Origin of the sequence: Idiomarina sp. 017G (genome assembly GCF_004362265.1) — a bacterium.
Lineage (GTDB): Bacteria > Pseudomonadota > Gammaproteobacteria > Enterobacterales > Alteromonadaceae > Idiomarina > Idiomarina loihiensis.
In genome coordinates this window covers 811,912-830,517 of the sequence record NZ_SNWT01000001.1, presented here as the reverse complement: position 1 = coordinate 830,517, position 18,606 = coordinate 811,912, and the positions used below count along the sequence as shown (strand labels likewise).

The 18,606-nt window shown below is 44.5% G+C and carries 16 protein-coding genes; 10 read left to right on the top strand and 6 right to left on the bottom strand.

Translation table 11 applies throughout. From position 1 onward, the window contains the following. The first annotated feature begins 11 nt into the window (after positions 1-11). The 3 genes from odhB (at position 12) to sucD (ending at position 3,749) form a co-directional block, all read left to right on the top strand. Positions 12-1,574: a 2-oxoglutarate dehydrogenase complex dihydrolipoyllysine-residue succinyltransferase gene (gene odhB / locus DEU30_RS04075; RefSeq protein WP_114981217.1), complete on the top strand. Its 1,563-nt coding sequence runs from the start codon at positions 12-14 to the stop codon at positions 1,572-1,574. A 136-nt stretch (positions 1,575-1,710) separates the two neighbouring features. Then, positions 1,711-2,877 (top strand): ADP-forming succinate--CoA ligase subunit beta, encoded by a 1,167-nt coding sequence (gene sucC, locus DEU30_RS04070; protein WP_011234744.1) that lies wholly within the window; start codon positions 1,711-1,713, stop codon positions 2,875-2,877. Next, complete coding sequence (gene sucD, locus DEU30_RS04065; protein WP_011234743.1) at positions 2,877-3,749, top strand: succinate--CoA ligase subunit alpha; 873 nt, start codon at positions 2,877-2,879, stop codon at positions 3,747-3,749. The genes sucC and sucD overlap by 1 nt, the downstream gene beginning before the upstream one ends. Positions 3,750-3,965: 216 nt before the next feature. Here sucD and DEU30_RS04060 read toward each other — a convergent pair whose 3' ends face one another. The 3 genes from DEU30_RS04060 to DEU30_RS04050 form a co-directional block, all read right to left on the bottom strand. Further along, entirely contained in the window at positions 3,966-4,331 is a 366-nt protein-coding gene (locus DEU30_RS04060) for a hypothetical protein (protein WP_114981218.1), read from the bottom strand. Positions 4,332-4,456: 125 nt separating this feature from the next. Beyond that, positions 4,457-5,689, bottom strand: a complete 1,233-nt coding sequence (locus DEU30_RS04055; protein WP_114981219.1) for a PepSY-associated TM helix domain-containing protein — start codon at positions 5,687-5,689, stop codon at positions 4,457-4,459. Between the two features lie 12 nt (positions 5,690-5,701). Beyond that, a complete protein-coding gene (locus DEU30_RS04050) occupies positions 5,702-7,852 on the bottom strand; it encodes a TonB-dependent siderophore receptor (RefSeq protein WP_114981220.1) in 2,151 nt (716 codons plus the stop codon). A gap of 408 nt (positions 7,853-8,260) precedes the next feature. Between DEU30_RS04050 and DEU30_RS04045 the strand changes: the two genes are divergently transcribed. Next, entirely contained in the window at positions 8,261-9,499 is a 1,239-nt protein-coding gene (locus tag DEU30_RS04045; RefSeq protein ID WP_114981221.1) for a M1 family aminopeptidase, read from the top strand. Positions 9,500-9,534: 35 nt separating this feature from the next. On the opposite strand, the gene DEU30_RS04040 is transcribed toward DEU30_RS04045, so the two are convergent. Both DEU30_RS04040 and DEU30_RS04035 read right to left on the bottom strand, forming a co-directional pair. Next, positions 9,535-9,711 carry a DUF6435 family protein gene (locus DEU30_RS04040; protein WP_114981222.1) on the bottom strand — a complete coding sequence of 59 codons (177 nt, stop codon included), beginning with the start codon at positions 9,709-9,711 and terminating at the stop codon, positions 9,535-9,537. A 219-nt stretch (positions 9,712-9,930) separates the two neighbouring features. Beyond that, positions 9,931-11,505 carry a winged helix-turn-helix domain-containing protein gene (locus DEU30_RS04035; RefSeq protein WP_114981223.1) on the bottom strand — a complete coding sequence of 525 codons (1,575 nt, stop codon included), beginning with the start codon at positions 11,503-11,505 and terminating at the stop codon, positions 9,931-9,933. Positions 11,506-11,674: 169 nt separating this feature from the next. Between DEU30_RS04035 and DEU30_RS04030 the strand changes: the two genes are divergently transcribed. The 4 genes from DEU30_RS04030 (at position 11,675) to DEU30_RS04015 (ending at position 15,863) form a co-directional block, all read left to right on the top strand. Then, on the top strand, positions 11,675-13,114 hold the full coding sequence (locus tag DEU30_RS04030) for a serine hydrolase domain-containing protein (RefSeq protein ID WP_114981224.1): 1,440 nt from the start codon (positions 11,675-11,677) through the stop codon (positions 13,112-13,114). Positions 13,115-13,243: 129 nt separating this feature from the next. Next, the gene (locus DEU30_RS04025) at positions 13,244-14,194 is read left to right on the top strand and encodes a prolyl oligopeptidase family serine peptidase (RefSeq protein WP_114981225.1); all 951 of its coding nucleotides are present in this window, start codon (positions 13,244-13,246) and stop codon (positions 14,192-14,194) included. A 251-nt stretch (positions 14,195-14,445) separates the two neighbouring features. Then, on the top strand, positions 14,446-14,994 hold the full coding sequence (locus DEU30_RS04020; RefSeq protein ID WP_114981226.1) for a nucleotidyltransferase family protein: 549 nt from the start codon (positions 14,446-14,448) through the stop codon (positions 14,992-14,994). Positions 14,995-15,056: 62 nt separating this feature from the next. Next, positions 15,057-15,863 carry an alpha/beta hydrolase gene (locus tag DEU30_RS04015; protein ID WP_114981227.1) on the top strand — a complete coding sequence of 269 codons (807 nt, stop codon included), beginning with the start codon at positions 15,057-15,059 and terminating at the stop codon, positions 15,861-15,863. A 93-nt stretch (positions 15,864-15,956) separates the two neighbouring features. Here DEU30_RS04015 and DEU30_RS04010 read toward each other — a convergent pair whose 3' ends face one another. Further along, entirely contained in the window at positions 15,957-17,195 is a 1,239-nt protein-coding gene (locus tag DEU30_RS04010; RefSeq protein ID WP_114981228.1) for an aspartyl protease family protein, read from the bottom strand. A gap of 151 nt (positions 17,196-17,346) precedes the next feature. Here DEU30_RS04010 and DEU30_RS04005 point away from each other — a divergent pair, with 151 nt between their 5' ends. Both DEU30_RS04005 and DEU30_RS04000 read left to right on the top strand, forming a co-directional pair. After that, a complete protein-coding gene (locus DEU30_RS04005) occupies positions 17,347-18,156 on the top strand; it encodes an AraC family transcriptional regulator (protein ID WP_166649023.1) in 810 nt (269 codons plus the stop codon). A gap of 31 nt (positions 18,157-18,187) precedes the next feature. Next, on the top strand, positions 18,188-18,592 hold the full coding sequence (locus tag DEU30_RS04000; protein WP_114981230.1) for a hypothetical protein: 405 nt from the start codon (positions 18,188-18,190) through the stop codon (positions 18,590-18,592). Positions 18,593-18,606 lie beyond the last annotated feature (14 nt).

Here is an 18,606-nt window from a genome sequence, read left to right as displayed (position 1 = left end):
GAAGATGAACCATGGCGATTGATATTAAAGTTCCTCAATTACCCGAGTCTGTTGCAGATGCAACAATTGCAACATGGCACGTAAAACCTGGCGATAAAGTGTCTCGCGACCAGAATCTGGTTGACATCGAAACCGACAAGGTAGTGCTGGAAGTGGTTGCGGAAGCAGACGGTGTTTTGGGCGAAATTACTGCCGAAGAAGGCACTACCGTAACAGCTGAAGAAGTTATCGGAAAAATTGAAGAAGGTGACGGTGCGTCGGCATCTGACGATAAATCAGACAATAAAGACTCAGACGACGACAAGAAGTCAGAGAAAAAAGAATCTGATTCTTCAGAAGACAAAGGCTCTGACAAAAAAGGTTCTGGCGAGAAAATGGAAGTTAAAGTTCCTCAACTGCCAGAATCAGTCTCTGATGCCACTGTTTCTATCTGGCACGTTAAAGCTGGCGATGCAGTAAAACGTGACCAGAACCTGGTTGATATTGAAACCGATAAAGTGGTTCTGGAAGTGGTTGCTCCGGCTGATGGCGTTTTAGCTGAAATTAAGCACGAAGAAGGCGCGACAGTCGGTGCTGATGACGTTATCGGTATTGTCGAAGCTGGTGGGTCTGCTGGCGGTAGTTCAAGCAAGTCCGATGACAGCAAATCTGAATCTTCTTCAGAAAGTAAAGACGATGACGGTGACAACGAAGTAGCGGGTCCTGCGGTTCGTCGTTTACTTGGTGAACACGGCCTTAAGCCAAGTGACGTTAAAGGCACTGGTAAGGGCGGTCGCGTCACTAAAGAAGACGTGGAAAAACACGTGAAAGCTCAGTCTTCTAAGTCTTCGGATAGCAGCAAACAGCAGTCTTCACAGCCAGCCGTTTCAGGTGACCGTGACCAGAAACGTGTACCAATGACACGTCTGCGTAAACGTATCGCTGAGCGTCTGTTGCAAGCTAAGAACGACACCGCGATGTTGACCACGTTTAACGAAATCAACATGAAGCCAATTATGGACTTGCGTAAGAAGTACAAAGACGTGTTTGAAGAAACTCACGGCACGCGTCTTGGTTTCATGGGCTTCTACGTCAAAGCTGTAACTGAAGCACTGAAACGTTTCCCAGACGTCAACGCATCCATTGATGGCGACGATATTGTTTACCACAATTTCTTCGATATCAGCATTGCGGTATCAACGCCTCGTGGTCTGGTAACTCCAGTTCTGCGCGACACTGACCGTTTAAGCATTGCGGATATGGAAAATGGTATTCGTGACCTGGCTATCAAAGGCCGTGACGGTAAGTTAACTATGGATGAAATGCAGGGTGGTAATTTCACCATTACTAACGGTGGTGTATTTGGTTCACTGCTTTCAACGCCAATTTTGAACCCACCACAAAGCGCAATTCTGGGTATGCACAAAATCCAGGAGCGGGCGATGGTGGTAGACGGTAAGATTGAAATTTTACCGATGATGTACCTGGCTCTTTCTTATGACCATCGAATTATTGATGGTAAACAATCGGTAGGTTTCCTGGTTACCGTGAAAGAGCTATTAGAAGATCCTCAACGTCTTATCCTGGATATCTAAAGACGCTGAGAACCAGCCGCAATGCAATTTAGCTTGCGGCTGTTAATTATGCGCCGAGCAGGTTAAAATTCGGCGCGGTATTCGGGTAGGCAGCACTTTAGCTGCTTAAGTTGTTTCAACGAATCGGAAGAGCATCATGAATTTGCATGAGTATCAGGGTAAACAACTCTTTAAAGAGTTTGGTTTGCCAGTATCTGAAGGTTATGCCTGCGACACTGCTGATGAAGCGGTAGAAGCGGCAAAACGTATTGGTGGCGACATTTGGGTTGTCAAATGTCAGGTTCACGCTGGTGGCCGCGGTAAAGCGGGTGGCGTGAAATTAGTGAAAAGTTTAGACGACGTTCGCGCATTCGCTGAGCAGTGGTTAGGTAAAAACTTAGTAACTTTCCAGACCGACGAGAAAGGTCAGCCGGTTGCTAAGATTTTAGTTGAAAGCTGCACTGACATTGCAGACGAGCTTTACTTAGGTGCAGTTGTTGACCGTGCTTCACGCAAAATCGTGTTCATGGCATCAACCGAAGGCGGCGTAGAAATTGAAACCGTTGCTGAAGAAACACCTGAGAAAATCTTGAAAGCTGAAATTGACCCTACGGTTGGTGCGCAGCCATACCAAGGTCGCGAGCTAGGCTTTAAACTGGGTCTGACTCCAGACCAGGTTAAGCAGTTCACTAAGGTCTTCATGGGCCTGGCGAAAATGTTCGAACAGTACGACTTAGCGCTGTTAGAAATTAACCCATTGGTTATTACTGACGAAGGCAACGTTCACTGTCTGGATGCGAAAGTTGGCATCGACAGCAACGCATTGTACCGTCAGCCTAAAATCCGTGAAATGCACGATCCGTCACAAGACGACGCACGTGAAGCAGAAGCGGCTAAATGGGAACTGAACTACGTAGCACTAGACGGCAACATTGGTTGCATGGTTAACGGTGCTGGTTTGGCGATGGGTACTATGGACATCGTTAAACTGAGTGGCGGCGAACCAGCTAACTTCCTTGACGTTGGTGGCGGCGCGACAAAAGAACGTGTTTCTGAAGCGTTCAAAATTATCCTGTCAGACAGCTCTGTTAAAGCCGTATTGGTTAACATCTTCGGTGGTATCGTACGTTGCGATATGATTGCTGAAGGTATTATCGGCGCTGTTGAAGAAGTGGGTGTTAAAGTACCGGTTATTGTTCGCCTTGAAGGTAACAACGCTGAACTGGGTACCCAGAAATTGAACGAAAGTGGCCTGAACATTATCGCTGCAGAGAGCTTATCTGATGCTGCCGATAAAGTGGTTGCTGCGGCAGGAGGTCAATAATGAGCATTTTGATCGATAAAAATACCAAAGTTATCTGCCAGGGCTTTACTGGCGGTCAGGGTACTTTCCACTCTGAACAAGCTATTGCTTACGGTACGCAAATGGTTGGCGGTGTTACACCTGGTAAAGGTGGTCAAGAGCACTTAGGTCTGCCTGTATTCAATACTGTAAGAGAAGCTGTAGAAGCAACTGGCGCAACTGCTTCAGTTATCTACGTACCAGCTCCTTTCTGTAAAGATTCAATCATCGAAGCAGCAGACGCTGGTATCGAACTGATTGTTTGTATTACTGAAGGCATTCCTACACTGGATATGCTGTACGTTAAAGAATACCTGACGCACAAAGGCGTGCGCATGATCGGTCCAAACTGCCCGGGTGTTATCACTCCGGACGAGTGCAAAATCGGTATCATGCCTGGTCACATCCACAAGAAAGGTAAAGTGGGTATCGTGTCACGTTCAGGTACATTAACGTACGAAGCAGTTAAGCAGACTACTGACGCTGGTTTTGGTCAGTCTAGCTGTGTTGGTATCGGTGGCGACCCTATCCCGGGTTCTAACTTCATCGATATTCTGGAACTGTTCGAGAAAGATCCAGAAACCGAAGCTATCGTTATGATCGGTGAAATCGGCGGAACAGCAGAAGAAGAAGCGGCAGAGTACATTAAAAACAATGTATCTAAGCCGGTTGTTTCTTACATTGCTGGTGTTACTGCTCCTCCGGGCAAACGTATGGGCCACGCTGGTGCCATCATTGCCGGCGGTAAAGGTACTGCTGACGAGAAATTTGCTGCACTTGAAGCCGCAGGCGTTAAAACTGTACGCAGCCTGGCCGATATCGGCAAAGCTGTAGCAGAGAAAACTGGCTGGTAATAACTGCCAACGCTTAAACAAAACCCGGCCTTCGAGCCGGGTTTTTTTGTTTCTGGCTCTGAGGGAATAAGGACTCGGCATCACGGAGACGCTACGAGCACGTCCGTGTGCGCTTGTCTCAGGCCATCCTTGGCCTTCGACACTCCGTGAGGACGAGCCCTTATTCCCTTGCCTAGCAACAAACTCCGCTGCTCTGACGAAGGTTCTTTCTGAAAATTAAATTAATACGGAATTGAACAGCAGGGCGGGCATAAAAAAGCTGAAGGAGAAGGCCATTGAGCCTGTAATAGCAAGCGCGGCGCAGCAGAATGTTGCCTGGGTAATAAACACAGATGGCTTGGTCGACGCGCTTTGCGTGAACGACAGATAAGCGGTAAATAGCTTAACTTCTAGTTCGCTGTATTTAGCCTGGAGCCACAGCAAAGTGGGTTTGAGGTACAAAAGTAAAAATGCGAAAGCGACTTCAATGCCACCAAATTGAACCAGCATAGCAAACTCGGGAGCAAGCAGTGCTAAAGCCATTAGAACAACACCAGCTACCGCCTTTTGTAAAAAGGTTAAATCTTCCCACTTTTTCTTCATAAAATCCCTTTAATAAACAGCCTACTATGGCTGGAATCCTTATCTGATAATTATTTTAAGTTACACTAAACTTTGTGCGTTGTACAGATTGCGACCATTTGTAGGTTTAGTGTTAAGGAATAAATTTACTCTGAGTAGTTAGATTTTTTGGTTTTAAGCTGTTCAAGCTGCGGAGAAATTGACGTGGAGGTGTTGCTGTAGTCGTCGAAGACAACGGTAGTGTAGATGAGTGCTACAACGCTTAGTACAAGCGATAAACTGCCGGTAATTCCCAGCCATTTGGCGGTGTTTGGGTCGCGCTTTTGAGTCCGTAAATAGTGCATTCTCATTCCGCCTGCAACTAATGCCACTAGCATAAGCCCGAAGAAGGCGTAAATAAGTTTTACGGTCAGTCCGGAGAAGTCACCAAAGTGGAGTGGGTCGGCTGTATCAGAAATTCTGGCAACAATACCTAAATTGCCGGCGTACTGAGTTCCTGCAATCTCTCCGGTAACCGGGTCAAGATATACTCTGTTAGCGCGGTCACGCACCAGTATTGAACCATTTTGTCCGGTAAAAGACATGGGTTGGTTGTATTGGTGCGGATAGTAGAATCGGGTAATGTCCATATCTGGTCGGGCGGCTTGCGCAATACTAACGAGCTCCGTGAGTGAAAGCGCGGGTTGTTGCTGTTGCGCTTTGGTATGCTCAATTTTTGGTGCTGCCGGGTAATGTTCAATGTCAAAATTGAACATCATATGTTCGGCTAAATACCATATTCCCGTAATTGTAATGGTAGCGATAAACCACCAACTCCAAAGCCCCATCCATTTGTGCCAGGAGGACCACTCCGTTCGTTTTTTCCAACTGAGCTTAGCGGGTTTCGCGAGAAATCCGCGCCACCATTTGCGGTAAACATAAAAGCTGGAAATAAGCGAAATAAGAAGCAGGAGGCTGGTGAGGGTAACAATGTATTTACCTATTCCACCCATAGACAAATACATGTGAATGTCGCGTAAGTAGCGTGAAACTTGCCCCCAGCCACCTTCACCCAGTAATTGTCCGCTGGCCGCATCGAAATAAACAAAGCGAAAGCCATTTGGGGTCATTAAACGGACTTCGCCGGAGAGGTAGTCTTGCGAGTGCACCTGCGCCCCTAAAATATGGCTCTCAGGGTAGTTTTCACTCAGGCTAGACTCTAGCTCTTTCCAGGCCACCGGGCCTTCACGTTCTTCTAGAGCCCGGTATTTTTCGTCACTAAGGTATTGAATTTCGTAACTCAAAGTAGCTAAAACGCCAGTGATACAAATGAGCAGCAGAAGCCCCGCAAAGGCGAAGCCAGCCCAGGAATGAAATTTGAACCACTGGCGGTTAGTCATTGAGCAAAGTCCTTAAAAACGATATTTAACCGATGCGTAAATGCGGCGAGGTTCGCCCGGGAAGTGTCCGGTACGGGTTAAGAAGCCGCTTGAAGCATATTCCTTATCAAATAAGTTTTTGATATTAACCTGAACTAACCACTGGTCAAACTCTGTCTGCCAGCTGACATCAAACACTGTGTAGGGTTTAACTCGTTGAGCCGGGTTCGAAAAGCTTATTTGCTCGCTCACGTAATCCATACCACCGCTGATAGAGGAGTTCAGTGCAGGCAAGTCATAGCGCGTCCATACACCCATTTGGTGCATAGGAGCGTTTGCGAACTGGTCACCGACTGCGTTGGTAATACCCTGGCCAGGTACGGTTTCTACCACTTTTGCGTCGTTGTACGCATAGTTAGCATTAATGACCCATTGGTCGGTAATGTCGCCCAGCACATCAATTTCAAACCCACGGCTGCGTACTTTGCCTACGTTGCCTAAAACATTGCGACCGTCTTCGCTGACTTCACCGGTTGCCTGCAAAATGTTTTCGCGGTTAATTTCGTAAACTGCGGTGCTGACGCGAATGCTGTCGTTAATCAATGACCAACGGGCGCCCAACTCCTTAATATCCGATTGTTCCGGCTCGAAAGGACCGCCAACCTCTGATTCCTGATCACCGGCAGACTGTGGCGAGAACCCTGTACCGTATAGCGCATAAGCCCGAACCCAATCAGCAAATTCGTAGGTTCCACCAATACGGTAGGTTAAGTCACTGTCATCAAAATCTGCTGCATTGGTCTCGTCTTCAAACTGGTCGTAACGCAAACCCAGTAACAGGTTTACTTTTTCGTTAAACGAAATTTGATCTTGCAGGTAGAAGCCGTCGCGCTGAGTTTTGGTAACTCTTGGGGTCGCATTTTCTAATGCGGTAGAGTAGGGGCCTGAGGTCAGTCCGTAAACTGGGTTATGGATCTCTAAATTGGGAACTTCGCCAGGGTTTGCGTTGTTGCCAATAAAGGTGTTGTCTGCCGTATAACTCTCAGCACCCATCAAAACCGTATGTTCAATGCCGGAAATGCTGAGTTCACCAATCAAGTTGCCGGTAACACTGGTGGCTTCGTTTTCACGATACTGATTACGGAATTGTCGTTGACTGTAAACCGCCTCTCTAGGGTCGTCCACCGGATTTAAGTCGGCATCAAGCAGGCCGCGAGGCTCATGATAATTCTGACGCTCGGTGTTTTCATAATGGCGAACGGTTAAGTCGCCGCGCCAGTTAAGCGAGAAGTCGTGATTAATACGAGCCTGATAAACGGTAGCTTCTAATCTTTGGAAGTCGCTCGCTTCGTTATGGTTCCATTTACGGTCGGTGACAAAGTTACCGTCATTATCAACCGGCACGCCGCGGAGGCGAGCGCCCTGGTAGTCTTGCTCATAGTCGGTTAGCTGAAGAATGACTTCGCTGCTGCTTCCGATATCAAAAGCGTAACCTAAGTCGAGAATTTTATTGGTTTGCTCTGTGTTATAGCGAAACGGTTTTTCGTTATCGTAATAGTAACCGGCACGGTAACGCTGCGAAGCATCTTCTGTGAGCGGTCCGCTTAATTCAACAGAACCGCGTTTGTAGTCGTAATTTCCGAGCCCCAGTTCAATGGAACGCTCCGCTGTTGCTGTCGGCTTTTTAGTCACATAGTTAATAACACCGCCGGGCTGACCGCTACCAAACATGGCACCACTCGGGCCTTTCAATACCTGAATTTGCCCAATGTTGAACAGCTGGGGAACCGCGAATCCGTTAAAGGGGTCACCACGAACACCGTCATAAAAAATGTCATCCTGACGGAAACCGCGGAAAGTAATGGTGGAGTAACTGAACGAATTCACACCACTAATACTGCGGTACAAATCGGTTATTTGGCGGGCGGCCTGATCTTTCATGAGTTCTTCGGTCAGCACCTGAACGCTTTGTGGAATTTCTTCAATAGGCGTATTCGTGCGTGTAGCAACACTGCTTGAGTCCTGACGGTATAGCGTTTGGGCACGACCCTTAACGTTAATGTGCTCAATGTTCTCGTGAGCCTCAGTTGTGTCAGATTTTGTTGTTTGTGTCTCTTGTGCCAGTAGTGGTGTGTTTGTCATACCGGCCAGAGTCAGTGCGATAAAGCATTTTGTCAGTTTCATTGATACCCCCGTGAAATGTCGGAGGAGGATCATAAATGAGAATGATTTGCGTTTCAATGTAAAGCTAAAATAAGTTTTCAGTTTATTTGTATACAAGTGGTATGCGGGCTTTGGAGTGTGTTGAAGGTGGCCTTAGTAAAAAAAGTTCCCTAGCCGAAGCTAGGGAACAAATTTGCACTTCCAGAGAGAGGAAAAGCAAAGACCTGTAAAAGCAAAACTTAAGAGTGCTTAAGTAATTGCGGGGAGGGTAATAATGAGAATTATTACTATTTGAAAGTTTGTTTTAGATATTATTAATGGGGAGTGGGTGCATAGATTTCAGAAGCCAATATTTTGTAACAAATAGGTTAGTGAGAAACCTGACCGGGACTGCTAGTGTAAGGCACAAATAATACACAGGGAACGAACATGAGAATAGCCTTTTTGCTCTCTATTTTATTTCTTCTGCCAGGTGCCGCTATTGCCCAGAGCCCGGGAGACTTCGCGCAATACGATACCTCAGCCAAGTTTGATATTGAGTCTGGGGAGTTGAAAGTAACGACAGAGTTAACGATTCCGGCGTCGGCTTTAACGAGTAATGAGGCTCGGTTATTTCTCAACAAGAGTTTTACTATTGCTGATATTTCAGGTGAAGGTTTAAAAGGATACTCGGTTAATCCTTCGGAAAAAGTACCACCATGGAACGAAATTGCTTTGGCCTTTGAAGAGTCCTCAAAAACACACGAAATTACGCTTTCTTATGCTGGTGTAGTCGACAATACCGGTGGGCATGGCAACTTTATTACTGAGGACGGTATTCATCTGAGTATAGATTCTGCCTGGCACCCGTTCTATACGAATTTCGCAACACCTATGCAGGGCGAACTTGAAGTGAAATTACCGTCTGATTGGAAGATGTATGGCCCCGGAACTGTTGTTCAGAATGGCAACCAATACAGACTAAAGAGTACAAAAGGCTGGATTGATGTGTCTTTTTACGCGACTTCAAGCGGTAGCGAGTACAACGACGGGAGTTTCTCTGTTGTTTATGACAAAGCAAATGAAGAGCACGCCAGACCACTGGCAGCATTAGGTAGTAGCTGTCAGGCCTCGTTGAACCAAAAATATGGTCAGGAAGACAAATTGGAGTCAGCTACTTTAGTGATTTTAGATCGTGACGGCCCCAGCTTCGCGCGCGGAAATTATTTGTCAGTCAGTAGCCAACGGCTGCAATCAAAGCAACAGAGTTATCACTATATTTGTCACGAGCTTTCTCATAACTGGACAGCATTTGGCGATGCCATGTCGCATGATTACTGGATGATGGAGTCCTTTGCCGAATACGTGGCTGCCCAAGAGGTGAAATCAAGTTTTGGCGTTGAGGCATACGAGCAAATACTGGCTGAGTGGAAAGCACGTGCAAAAGGGCAGAGCTATGTCTGGCGTGCTGACACTGAACAACGAGCTTCTTTCAAAGTGAATTACGGCCTTGGCCCGCTTATGTTGAAAAAGTTAAAAGACAGAATTGGTGAGGAGAAATTTGAGCAGTTACTGCATTGGTATATGACAGAACCCGTAACCGAGACTGAACAACTTCTAGAACACTTAGAACAGGTGACCAGCAATGAGAACGAAGAGTGGTTTAAGCTATTGCTGGAAGGACGGTAGGCGAAAAGTGGGTTGCCAGTTAGCAACCCATAACCTTATTTATTCTGGCTTTCCAACGCCTGAATCTTGTTCCAGAGTTCGTCTGCTTGTTGGCTGATATGCGAACTATCGCGAATGTTTCCGTTACGCTGCATTTCCATGGCTTTTTCTTGCAGCTGCTTTAGTTCTTTGCGCATTTTCTTCGTAGGGTCTGACTTAAAAAGTCCAAGCATTAATGACTGCCTCAAATTATTAAATGTATTTAGCAGTACGATAAAATCTGGTTAAAAGTTTATTTTTCGTTTAGGGACTTGAACTTTAGGCGAGTCCATATAAAGGTGGTTATCGGAACTAATATTAGAATACTGAGGCCGAAGAATAGCCAACTGGTACTAGCCGTCCAGGCATTCTTTCTTCGTCTCCTGAATTTAAATATCGCAAAAGCGCTTTCTTTAAGTTGCAGGAGGAATACGTTTTGGCATCTTCTCTCTGTTTTTTGATTCAATCAAATCCAGTAAACGATTAAAACGCTTTGAAGCCGTAACTGATGAATTTAGAGGCAGATGAGTATATCGATAGGTGTTGGTGAATCCTTCCTCGACTGCAAGTTCGAGTTTCTCTACTGCTTGCTCAGTCTGGTTATTGGCCATTAATACTATTCCCTCCAGAAAAGTTAGTTCAGCCCACTGGTTTCCATGAAATTTGAGTTCTGCAACTTGTGCCCCTAAGTCAGTTAATTTTGAGCTGTCCATTTTAAGTGCGGCCAGATAGACTTTCGCTGGCAGACTATATCGTCCTCCTAGTCGGGATGCCTCGGCAAACTCGTTAATTGCTTTTTCAGTTTGTGTATCTATTAATAGCGCCATCCCCATTAGCCAATGGGCTTGCTGCGAATACTGCTCTTTTTGAATCACTTCACGTAACAAGGGAATAGCTTCAATATGTCGCCCGCTTGCAAGAAGGTACTCACTAAAAAATAACCGGGATATAAGAGAATTAGGTTCTTTATTTAATGTTTCGTTGAATTGCTCCTCGGCTGCAGAGAAACGATATGATTGCCGGTAAAGCTCTCCGAGAGACGCGTTAGTCAATGGATTTCCGGGGTCGAGTTCAACCGCCGATGTTGCAAGCTTGTGTGCCTCGATTAGGTGACCTAATTGAATGTGTGCAAGTGAGGTATAGGCTGATACCTCTCCCCAGTTGGGTTCTATTTGACGAGCAAGATTGAATGAAGCAATTGAGTTTTCAAACTGCCCGGATAAATAGTAGGCAAGCCCAAGAGATTTGTGACTCCAGGCTAAGCTGTCATTAAGCCGCATAGCTTTCTCCGCATACTTTTTTCCAAGTTCCAACCAAGTTTCGTTCTTACCATAATGCCAATACCCTTGGAGATATGCGTCAGCCAGACCGCTATAGTTTGAAGCTTTTTCAGGAGCGCTATCTATCGCATCCTGATATAAGGAAATCGCAGTGTCGTTATCTTTTTCAGTATATTTAAAATAGTACTGAGCGGCTTTGTAACTGAGAACCTCGTTTCTTTGATTAAATGGGCCCTCCTTATGAGGGGTAAGGATTAGGAATAAAATGGTTCCTATGGCGAGTAAACCAAGGGCGAAAAATGACACCACCGGCAAGCTGGAGGTCGGTCTTTTATTTGAAGAAGTAGATTGGGAGTCGGCACCATTACTATTGTTATTCCCCTCTGAATTCATGATTTTTGTGACCGGAGCAATGCATCGATACCCCATGCCGCGTTCGGCGACAATGTACTTTGGTTCAGAATAAGTATCTGATAGTGATTCTCTTAAGCGGGATACTCGCTTTTTAAGGTTCTCATCAGAGACGACCCTCTCTTTCCAGACGGCTTCAATAAGCTGGTCATGGGTCACAATATCGGGAGCATTTTCAACAAGCACTTTCAGTAAGCGATAAGACAGCTCAGGTAAAGGGATATTGTCCCCATCCTTTACTACCTTTCTGTTTAAAGTATCCAGGGTTAGGTCGTTCCCCACTTTAAAGACATTCATTATCAAACTCACTTCTTTAATTTTAACTAATTGATTTTAATTACTTTATTTAGTCGTCACTATAAGTCACCGAAAAAGACCTGCTGAGTCATGCTTCTTTTTATATATTCAGTACGGTTCCTCAACTTAGTGTGAACCTTATCTTATTTCGAACGACATAAGGATATTTATGTACATAAAATTATTGAGCATTTCCTTCCTGCTTGTGGCGACTGCCACTGCCGTAGCGACGGAAGGCAAAGCCAAAAAATTAGATGATTTTATTGAGTCATACGCTGAAAATCGCGAGTTTAATGGTTCGGCGTTGATTTCTTATAAAGACAATGTACTGCTGGAAAAAGGTTATGGCTATGCCAATATGGAGTGGAAAATTCCCAATTCGGTTGATACAAAATTCAGGATAGCCTCCACAACCAAGCCTTTTACAGCTGCTTTGGTTCTAAAGTTAGTCGAAGAAGGAAAGATAAAGCTAAGCCATCCTATCAGTGACTACCTGCCTGATTATCGCAGTGACACTGGCGGAAAAGTTAGTATTCATCAGTTGTTAAATCATACATCAGGCATTCCAAACGTCTTTAGTCACCCTGAGTTCAGAAATATAGAAGCAAATAACCCTTATGGCCTGGATGATTTTATCTCAAAATTTTGTAGTGGCGATCTGCAGTTCGAACCTGGCACTCAGTTTCGTTACAGTAATGCTGGCTACACTATTTTGGGGAAAATAGTAGAGCAGGTAAGCGAGTTAAGTTATCAACAGGCTTTGCAGAAGTATATTTTCGATCCATTGAAAATGCACAACAGTGGAGATTCCTACGCCGAAGCTGTTGTTCCGAAATTAGCCGAAGGTTACGAGAGAACGTTAGCAGGGTTTAAACCAGCGAAGAACATTGACATGACCGTTACGTATGCAGCTGGATCGATTTATTCAACAGTTAGGGATTTATATCAGTTCAGCAAGGCTTTACATTCAGGTGGACTATTGAGTGAAGAGCTAAAGCAAAAAGCTTTTTCAGTGTCACCTCACCGCAACTATGGTTACGGCTGGTTAATTACTGACTTACCGAAGGACGAGTTCGGTAGAAAACTAACTCAAATACACCATCCAGGAATGATGCCCGGCTTCAATGGTGACGTGGTTCGGATTATTGAAGACGATATTACTATCATCATTCAAAATAATACTGGAGGCGCTCCACTTCGTGCTATGACTGAGGGGATCCTGAATATTATTTACAATAAGCCAGTTACTTTTGCGAAAATCGGTATTGAAGATAAGCTCTATTCTACACTTCGCCAAAATGGGCTCGAAGCTGCCATTAATGCGTATATGCAATTTCAGAAATTGGACCGTGGTTTCAGTGAGCGAGGTTTGAATTCTTTTGGTTATCAATTGATGGAAGTAGGAAATAAAGAAGCGGCGATAGCTTTCTTTCAGATTAACTCTGAAGAGCACCCAAACTCATCCAATGCCTATGACAGTCTCGGTGAGGCTTACCTTGCGAACAAGGAATTTAAGAAAGCATTGGTAGCTTACGAGAAAGCACTTTTACTGGATGAAGATAATCGAAATGCGGCTGAAGCTATCGTTAAGATAAAAAAGTCACTATGAGCCATGGCTGACTTGTGAATCGTTTATATACTCATTGTTAAAAGAACTAATAACAATATTTTGAGTCAGATAACATTCCATCGCTATCACGCGAATAACACTTTAATTATGGCAATCTGAGACTGAAATATGATAGGGAACATCACAAAATTAGCTTTAATATTTATTCCGTTAATATTTTCAGACAGCTCATTGGCGAATGAATCTGGCGATATTCTTAGAGAGAAAAAGTGCCTCGGGGATACTTATGAAGAGGCCAAGCACTCAAGAATAAACAAAAAAGAGTTCCTGGATTTAAAAGCTAATTTTACCTGTAAGGTCATTGTCTACCAAAGCGGCCAGTATCCTGTTGGCGGAATACTGTTAACTCCGAAAATCGAGAACGACGAGAAAGTCCCCGTGGTCATTTTCAATCGGGGAGGTAATGGCCGCTTTGGGGCTCTAAATTACTCCAGTATTTTCCTGCATTTGAAACCTATAGCAGAAATGGGCGTTGCTGTTTTAGCCACTCAATACAGAGGTGGAATGGAGTTAACTGATGGACCGGCCGAGAGTGTTGATGAGTTTGGCGGAAGCGATGTGAAAGACGTTATTAATATTGTTCGGCTAGCCTCTCAGTTACCATACGTAGATGAAAACCAAATTCATATGGTTGGGTTTAGTCGGGGAGCAATGTCGGCTTTTATATCACTAAAAGAACTGAGCAATATAAAATCATTGACGGTTCTTGGTGCCCCCTCGGATTTATTCAAAACAATTGAAGAAAGGCCTGAAATGGAAAAGGTCTTCGATTATAGAGTCCCCAGTTTCACGAGTAACAAAGAGTCGGAATTAAGGAAGCGCTCAGTAGTTTATTGGTTAGATGAGCTGCCTGATGAATTACCTATCCTGATACTTCACGGAGCCAAGGATGAAAGGGTTTCGGTGGAGCAAGCAAAGATCTTAGCGGATAAGTTATCCGATATTAATCATCCCCATAAGCTGGTTATTTATGATGATTACCACGGTTTACCGTTTTCGCAAGGCCTAATGTATAAAGAGATAAAAGCATGGATAACGGGAGAGCGCAGGACAGAATAAACGGTAAACTAGCCTGCAACGGCAACCGTACTGTTTTTAACAGGAACTTGGGCTAATAGTCGAGCAAGGTGTATTAAGAGTAGGTACTGGGAAGCCGTTCATGGGTATGTGTTTGAATTGCCGTTTTAATTCGTTTAATGTCAGTTACATAACGAAATTAAAATTAGCGTTATCGGTGCGATGCAGAATGCCGTCAGTAATTGGTCGAGTTACTAAGTACGTATGCACAATATATAAATATCAGGCATCCAATGGACTACGAAGAACAGCTCAAAAAATGGATAAAAGAAGACTCGGAACGCATGAAGGCACTTTATTTGGCTGCTGAACAGCGTCTGCCGGACTGGTGTCTTGCTGCAGGCTTTGTCCGCAACCTCGCGTGGGACAAGATGCATAGTTTTTCATCTGCAACGCCGTTTAACGATATAGATTTAATCTACTTCGATCCGAAAGATATCGCCAAGACTAGAGATCGCGGTATAGAAGAGAAGCTCAACGGCATTTCTGATTTTCCCTGGTCGGTAAAGAATCAAGCGAGAATGCATGAGCGGAACTCGGATAAACCATATACGTCAGCTTCAAACGCTATGAGTTACTGGATTGAAGTGGAAACAGCTGTCGGAGCTAGGTTGGATGATAATGGGGAGGTCACCATTGTTGCCCCTTTCGGCGTCGAGCCTCTATTTAATTACTCCATTACGCTGAATAACAAGAGGCCCAAGCCAATTGATTTTAGAAAGCGCATAGCTGAAAAAAGATGGTTGGAAATTTGGCAGAAACTAACGGTGAAAAGTGTTTAACCAAGCGCTGCATATAATAATCCTGTGAGTGCAGTATTAGCACTCTATAGTAAGGAAACCCTGTGCAAAAACTGATAGGTACTTTTCTTTTTATCTTTCTAAGCGCTCAGGCAGGTGCATCATCCATGATAGAAGTGGATGGCGGTCGTATCGAATATGAGATAAAAGCAGGTGGCGACACTGTCGTTCTATTTGATGCGGGCGCGTTGTCCGGAATGGCTGGCTGGGACTCAATCTGGAGTGATTTGCCAGAGGGAATAACCGCCGTACGTTTTTCCCGGCTGGGTGAGGGTAACTCCGACCCCTGCACAGGACAGCGGAATATTTCAGACTACGTGAATGAAGTTGACCAGTTGCTTACCAAGTTGAATATAGACAGACCTGTCGTTTATGTGAGTCATTCTCTTGGTGGAGTAACAGCGAGAAACTTTGCTGCTAAACATAAGCACGATGTCGCGGCATTACTTATGATTGATCCTGCAAACCCTCGCGATGTTGATATCGTTAAAGAGCTGAATCCGTCAGGTGGCCAGGATGAAATCGATGCAATTAAAAAGAACGATTACGAGATGGGCGAGGGGAAATGGTGCTTTTTGGATGTGATTTGGGATAAATCTGAGGCTGTAGGTTTTTCAGAGATTGGTGATATACCTGTCACCTTGATAGCAGGTGTTAAGGTGGCAGAACAACCGTCAAACGCATTTGAGACAGCGCGAGGTCGTGAACTGTGGGGACAATATCAAAGCGAGTGGGTGAATCAATTCCCTCAAGGTGAAGCGATTCTGACAGAGAATAGTGGCCATTTTGTTCAGGTCGATGAGCCTGAGCTTGTGCTGAATGAGTTAAATAAGCTTTTAGGTAAACTATAAATGCCTAAAAGCTCATTCGATGGCCACTTCTGACATTGCCGAAATCATCGATATGAGAGAGTCTGCGGCTTTCTTAGTAAAAGCTAAAGTCAGTTATAATGAGATGCGATCTTCCAGCTTTAAATTACCGCATTCTGTTCGGTCATTTGCTTGCCAGCATAGGTTCACAGATGACTCCTTACTGCTTAATAACGCGCGCAGTTCATCAAAGTTGTCTTCAGTTATTTCTTCGCCGTTAATTTCTCTCATTATCGCTGGTGCAGTAATGCCAAGTTCTGCTGCATGAGAGTTTTCTGCTACCTGTTCTATTAGGCCTCCCAGCCGGTGTGGTTCCATTACCAAGCCACTGCGGTCAATATAAGTTTTATTACTAAACAACTTATTTTTTACGAGCGTAATAGTGCCTTCCTCGTAATTAAAATGGACATCAAATTTCCGAAGCAGCCCGCTGCCTATCAAACCAACTCCGTGAGAGTCTTTAAAATGTGGTAAATCATGTGCTGCTACATTCTGAAATTCTGCATCGCCCAGTCCCAAAACGTCGATGCGGCTGGTTTTAAATACCTGTTTGCCGTCAAAGTTTTGTGTTTGAGTTTCAAAATATTCCACTGGAAACTCTACACCATCTGCCAATTTTTCATTCAAATAAACATAGTCAGGGGCACCTGTGTCTACCACAAAAGCATATTTTGTCTTAACGTCGTCTTTGTTTTTCATTGTGGCATCAACGTAAGGAATTCGGCCATGAATCGACAATGGTAAAGTAATGCTGTTTTCGTTGCTGAATGCACTTTTCGTGTCTCTTTGAGAGAACTGTAGTGACTGTTCTGCGAAAAGAACCGTTATATTGAAGTGGTTCAGTAAGTCGTAGCCAATCGCGCCGTCAAAATAAGCTGTGTCATAGTCGTTAAAGAGCGGGTTTTGCTCAATAGGAATCTGGATAAAGGTTAATTCTGAAAGCTCTAGTTCTCCAATTCGGATAACTCCATTATTAACCACGTTGACTTGCCGGCCCTGAAGATTAAGCTGTCTTTCCACATCTAACGGCAGGTTTTGAGTTCGGGGAGTATCAAAAATAACGGTCGCAGCGGCAGCTGAATCAAAAGCGAGCCTTAAAGGTTCGGTATCATTTACGTTTACTTCAATAATGATATGGCCGTCATGCCAAACGAAGGGAACTTTGAAGCTTTCTTCTTTACTTAACCATGTTTGCGACGCCAGAGCATTGCCGCTTTGTAGGTTGATGATCCCTTTGGCTGAGCAACTTGCCGTTAATAATGCGACGGTTACCACTGCAATCAATTTAGCGAAAACGACGTAGTGTTTAATCAAGATATATACTCCCAATGAATGTTTGGGCTATAGTAGCTCGGCTAGCCTATATGTTATTGAACGATATTGCGATTATATGAATAAAGTGACATGAGGCATTAAAAAGGCTTTGGCATAGCTTGAAATGAGTCAATTCAGGAGTACCGCAGGGATGGGGAAGAACAAGAGTTGGGTGAGCAGAGCCGACGGCGAAACAGAACGAATCGAAGCCTGTTTTAGTGGACTTGCTTATGCACCACACAGCCATGACACATACACTTTAGCTTTAACGACACAAGGTGTTCAAAGCTTCAATTATCGCGGTGAATTACGACACTCCCTTCCCGGTGAAGTGGTGATACTGCATCCTGATGAAACTCACGATGGTCAGGCCGGGACAGATGACCCTTTTGCTTACCGAGCGATAACCATTGATCCTGTTGACGTGCAAAATATATTGCAAGGCTTCAGCCTGCCATTTTTGGACGGAGGAGTAACAAAGCAGCCTCAGTTTATTGAAATTGCGAAAAAGCTATTATCTGAATTTAATCGGCCGCTGGAAAAGTTAGAGCATCAGGATCTTATTTATGCTTTTGCCAACTGTTTACAGCAGACTACGTCGAACAGTATTAAGCATACTCAAGCAAACTACCATGCAATGAAGCGAGTGCGCGAATATATTGACGATATCATTACCATAGATTCCAGTTTATCTGTCGACATTACATTGGATGAACTGGCTGTGATTTCCGACTATAGTAAGTGGCAGGTAACACGCGATTTCAGAGCTCTATATGGCACCACCCCTTATCGCTACGTAACCCTGAAACGCTTACAAAAAGCAAAAGCTTTAATTGAGTGTGGCATACCATTGTCTCAAGTGTCATTCAGCAGTGGTTTTGCAGACCAAAGCCATATGACGAGACATTTTAAAAAATGTTTTGGCACAACCCCGAAAACCTGGGCAAACTTGAGTCAGTGATGTTCAAATTTAATATAGAACGAGACTTATAATGGTTAATTCAGCCAGAAAATATGCCTTTCAGGCTGTTAAGGTCACAATTACGGCGATTATGCTGTGCGTGTTCTGCTGGCTGTTTTTCAGTAACCCGGACTCGACTACAAATACTCAGTTCGTCGTAGCCGATACGTCTGTTACGTCCCAGGCAAATGGCGACACTGTTGTCTCGGCTTCAACATACTCAAGCGCTAGTCAATTTGAACACCATAAACAGTCGGCAAACTGGCAGTTTGAGCGTGTTGATGAAACTAAGTTCAGCGTTGCCGTTGCTAATATTTATTTGCTCACCGAACCCATTCTTACTGATTGGTTTTTAATAAAGCCATCAAGTCGTTTTCACCTGTCCGGGTGGAAAGACGTTGGCATACAATTCAAAATTAAGAACGCCTTTATCTGAATCCATTAGTTCCT

What these genes read in the sequence shown, in the direction of transcription:
- odhB (WP_114981217.1), top strand. Translation starts at nt 12, where the DNA reads ATGGCGATTGATATTAAAGTTCCTCAATTACCCGAGTCTGTTGCAGAT.
- sucC (WP_011234744.1), top strand. Translation starts at nt 1,711, where the DNA reads ATGAATTTGCATGAGTATCAGGGTAAACAACTCTTTAAAGAGTTTGGT.
- sucD (WP_011234743.1), top strand. Translation starts at nt 2,877, where the DNA reads ATGAGCATTTTGATCGATAAAAATACCAAAGTTATCTGCCAGGGCTTT.
- DEU30_RS04060 (WP_114981218.1), bottom strand. Translation starts at nt 4,331, where the DNA reads ATGAAGAAAAAGTGGGAAGATTTAACCTTTTTACAAAAGGCGGTAGCT.
- DEU30_RS04055 (WP_114981219.1), bottom strand. Translation starts at nt 5,689, where the DNA reads ATGACTAACCGCCAGTGGTTCAAATTTCATTCCTGGGCTGGCTTCGCC.
- DEU30_RS04050 (WP_114981220.1), bottom strand. Translation starts at nt 7,852, where the DNA reads ATGAAACTGACAAAATGCTTTATCGCACTGACTCTGGCCGGTATGACA.
- DEU30_RS04045 (WP_114981221.1), top strand. Translation starts at nt 8,261, where the DNA reads ATGAGAATAGCCTTTTTGCTCTCTATTTTATTTCTTCTGCCAGGTGCC.
- DEU30_RS04040 (WP_114981222.1), bottom strand. Translation starts at nt 9,711, where the DNA reads ATGCTTGGACTTTTTAAGTCAGACCCTACGAAGAAAATGCGCAAAGAA.
- DEU30_RS04035 (WP_114981223.1), bottom strand. Translation starts at nt 11,505, where the DNA reads ATGAATGTCTTTAAAGTGGGGAACGACCTAACCCTGGATACTTTAAAC.
- DEU30_RS04030 (WP_114981224.1), top strand. Translation starts at nt 11,675, where the DNA reads ATGTACATAAAATTATTGAGCATTTCCTTCCTGCTTGTGGCGACTGCC.
- DEU30_RS04025 (WP_114981225.1), top strand. Translation starts at nt 13,244, where the DNA reads ATGATAGGGAACATCACAAAATTAGCTTTAATATTTATTCCGTTAATA.
- DEU30_RS04020 (WP_114981226.1), top strand. Translation starts at nt 14,446, where the DNA reads ATGGACTACGAAGAACAGCTCAAAAAATGGATAAAAGAAGACTCGGAA.
- DEU30_RS04005 (WP_166649023.1), top strand. Translation starts at nt 17,347, where the DNA reads ATGGGGAAGAACAAGAGTTGGGTGAGCAGAGCCGACGGCGAAACAGAA.
- DEU30_RS04000 (WP_114981230.1), top strand. Translation starts at nt 18,188, where the DNA reads ATGGTTAATTCAGCCAGAAAATATGCCTTTCAGGCTGTTAAGGTCACA.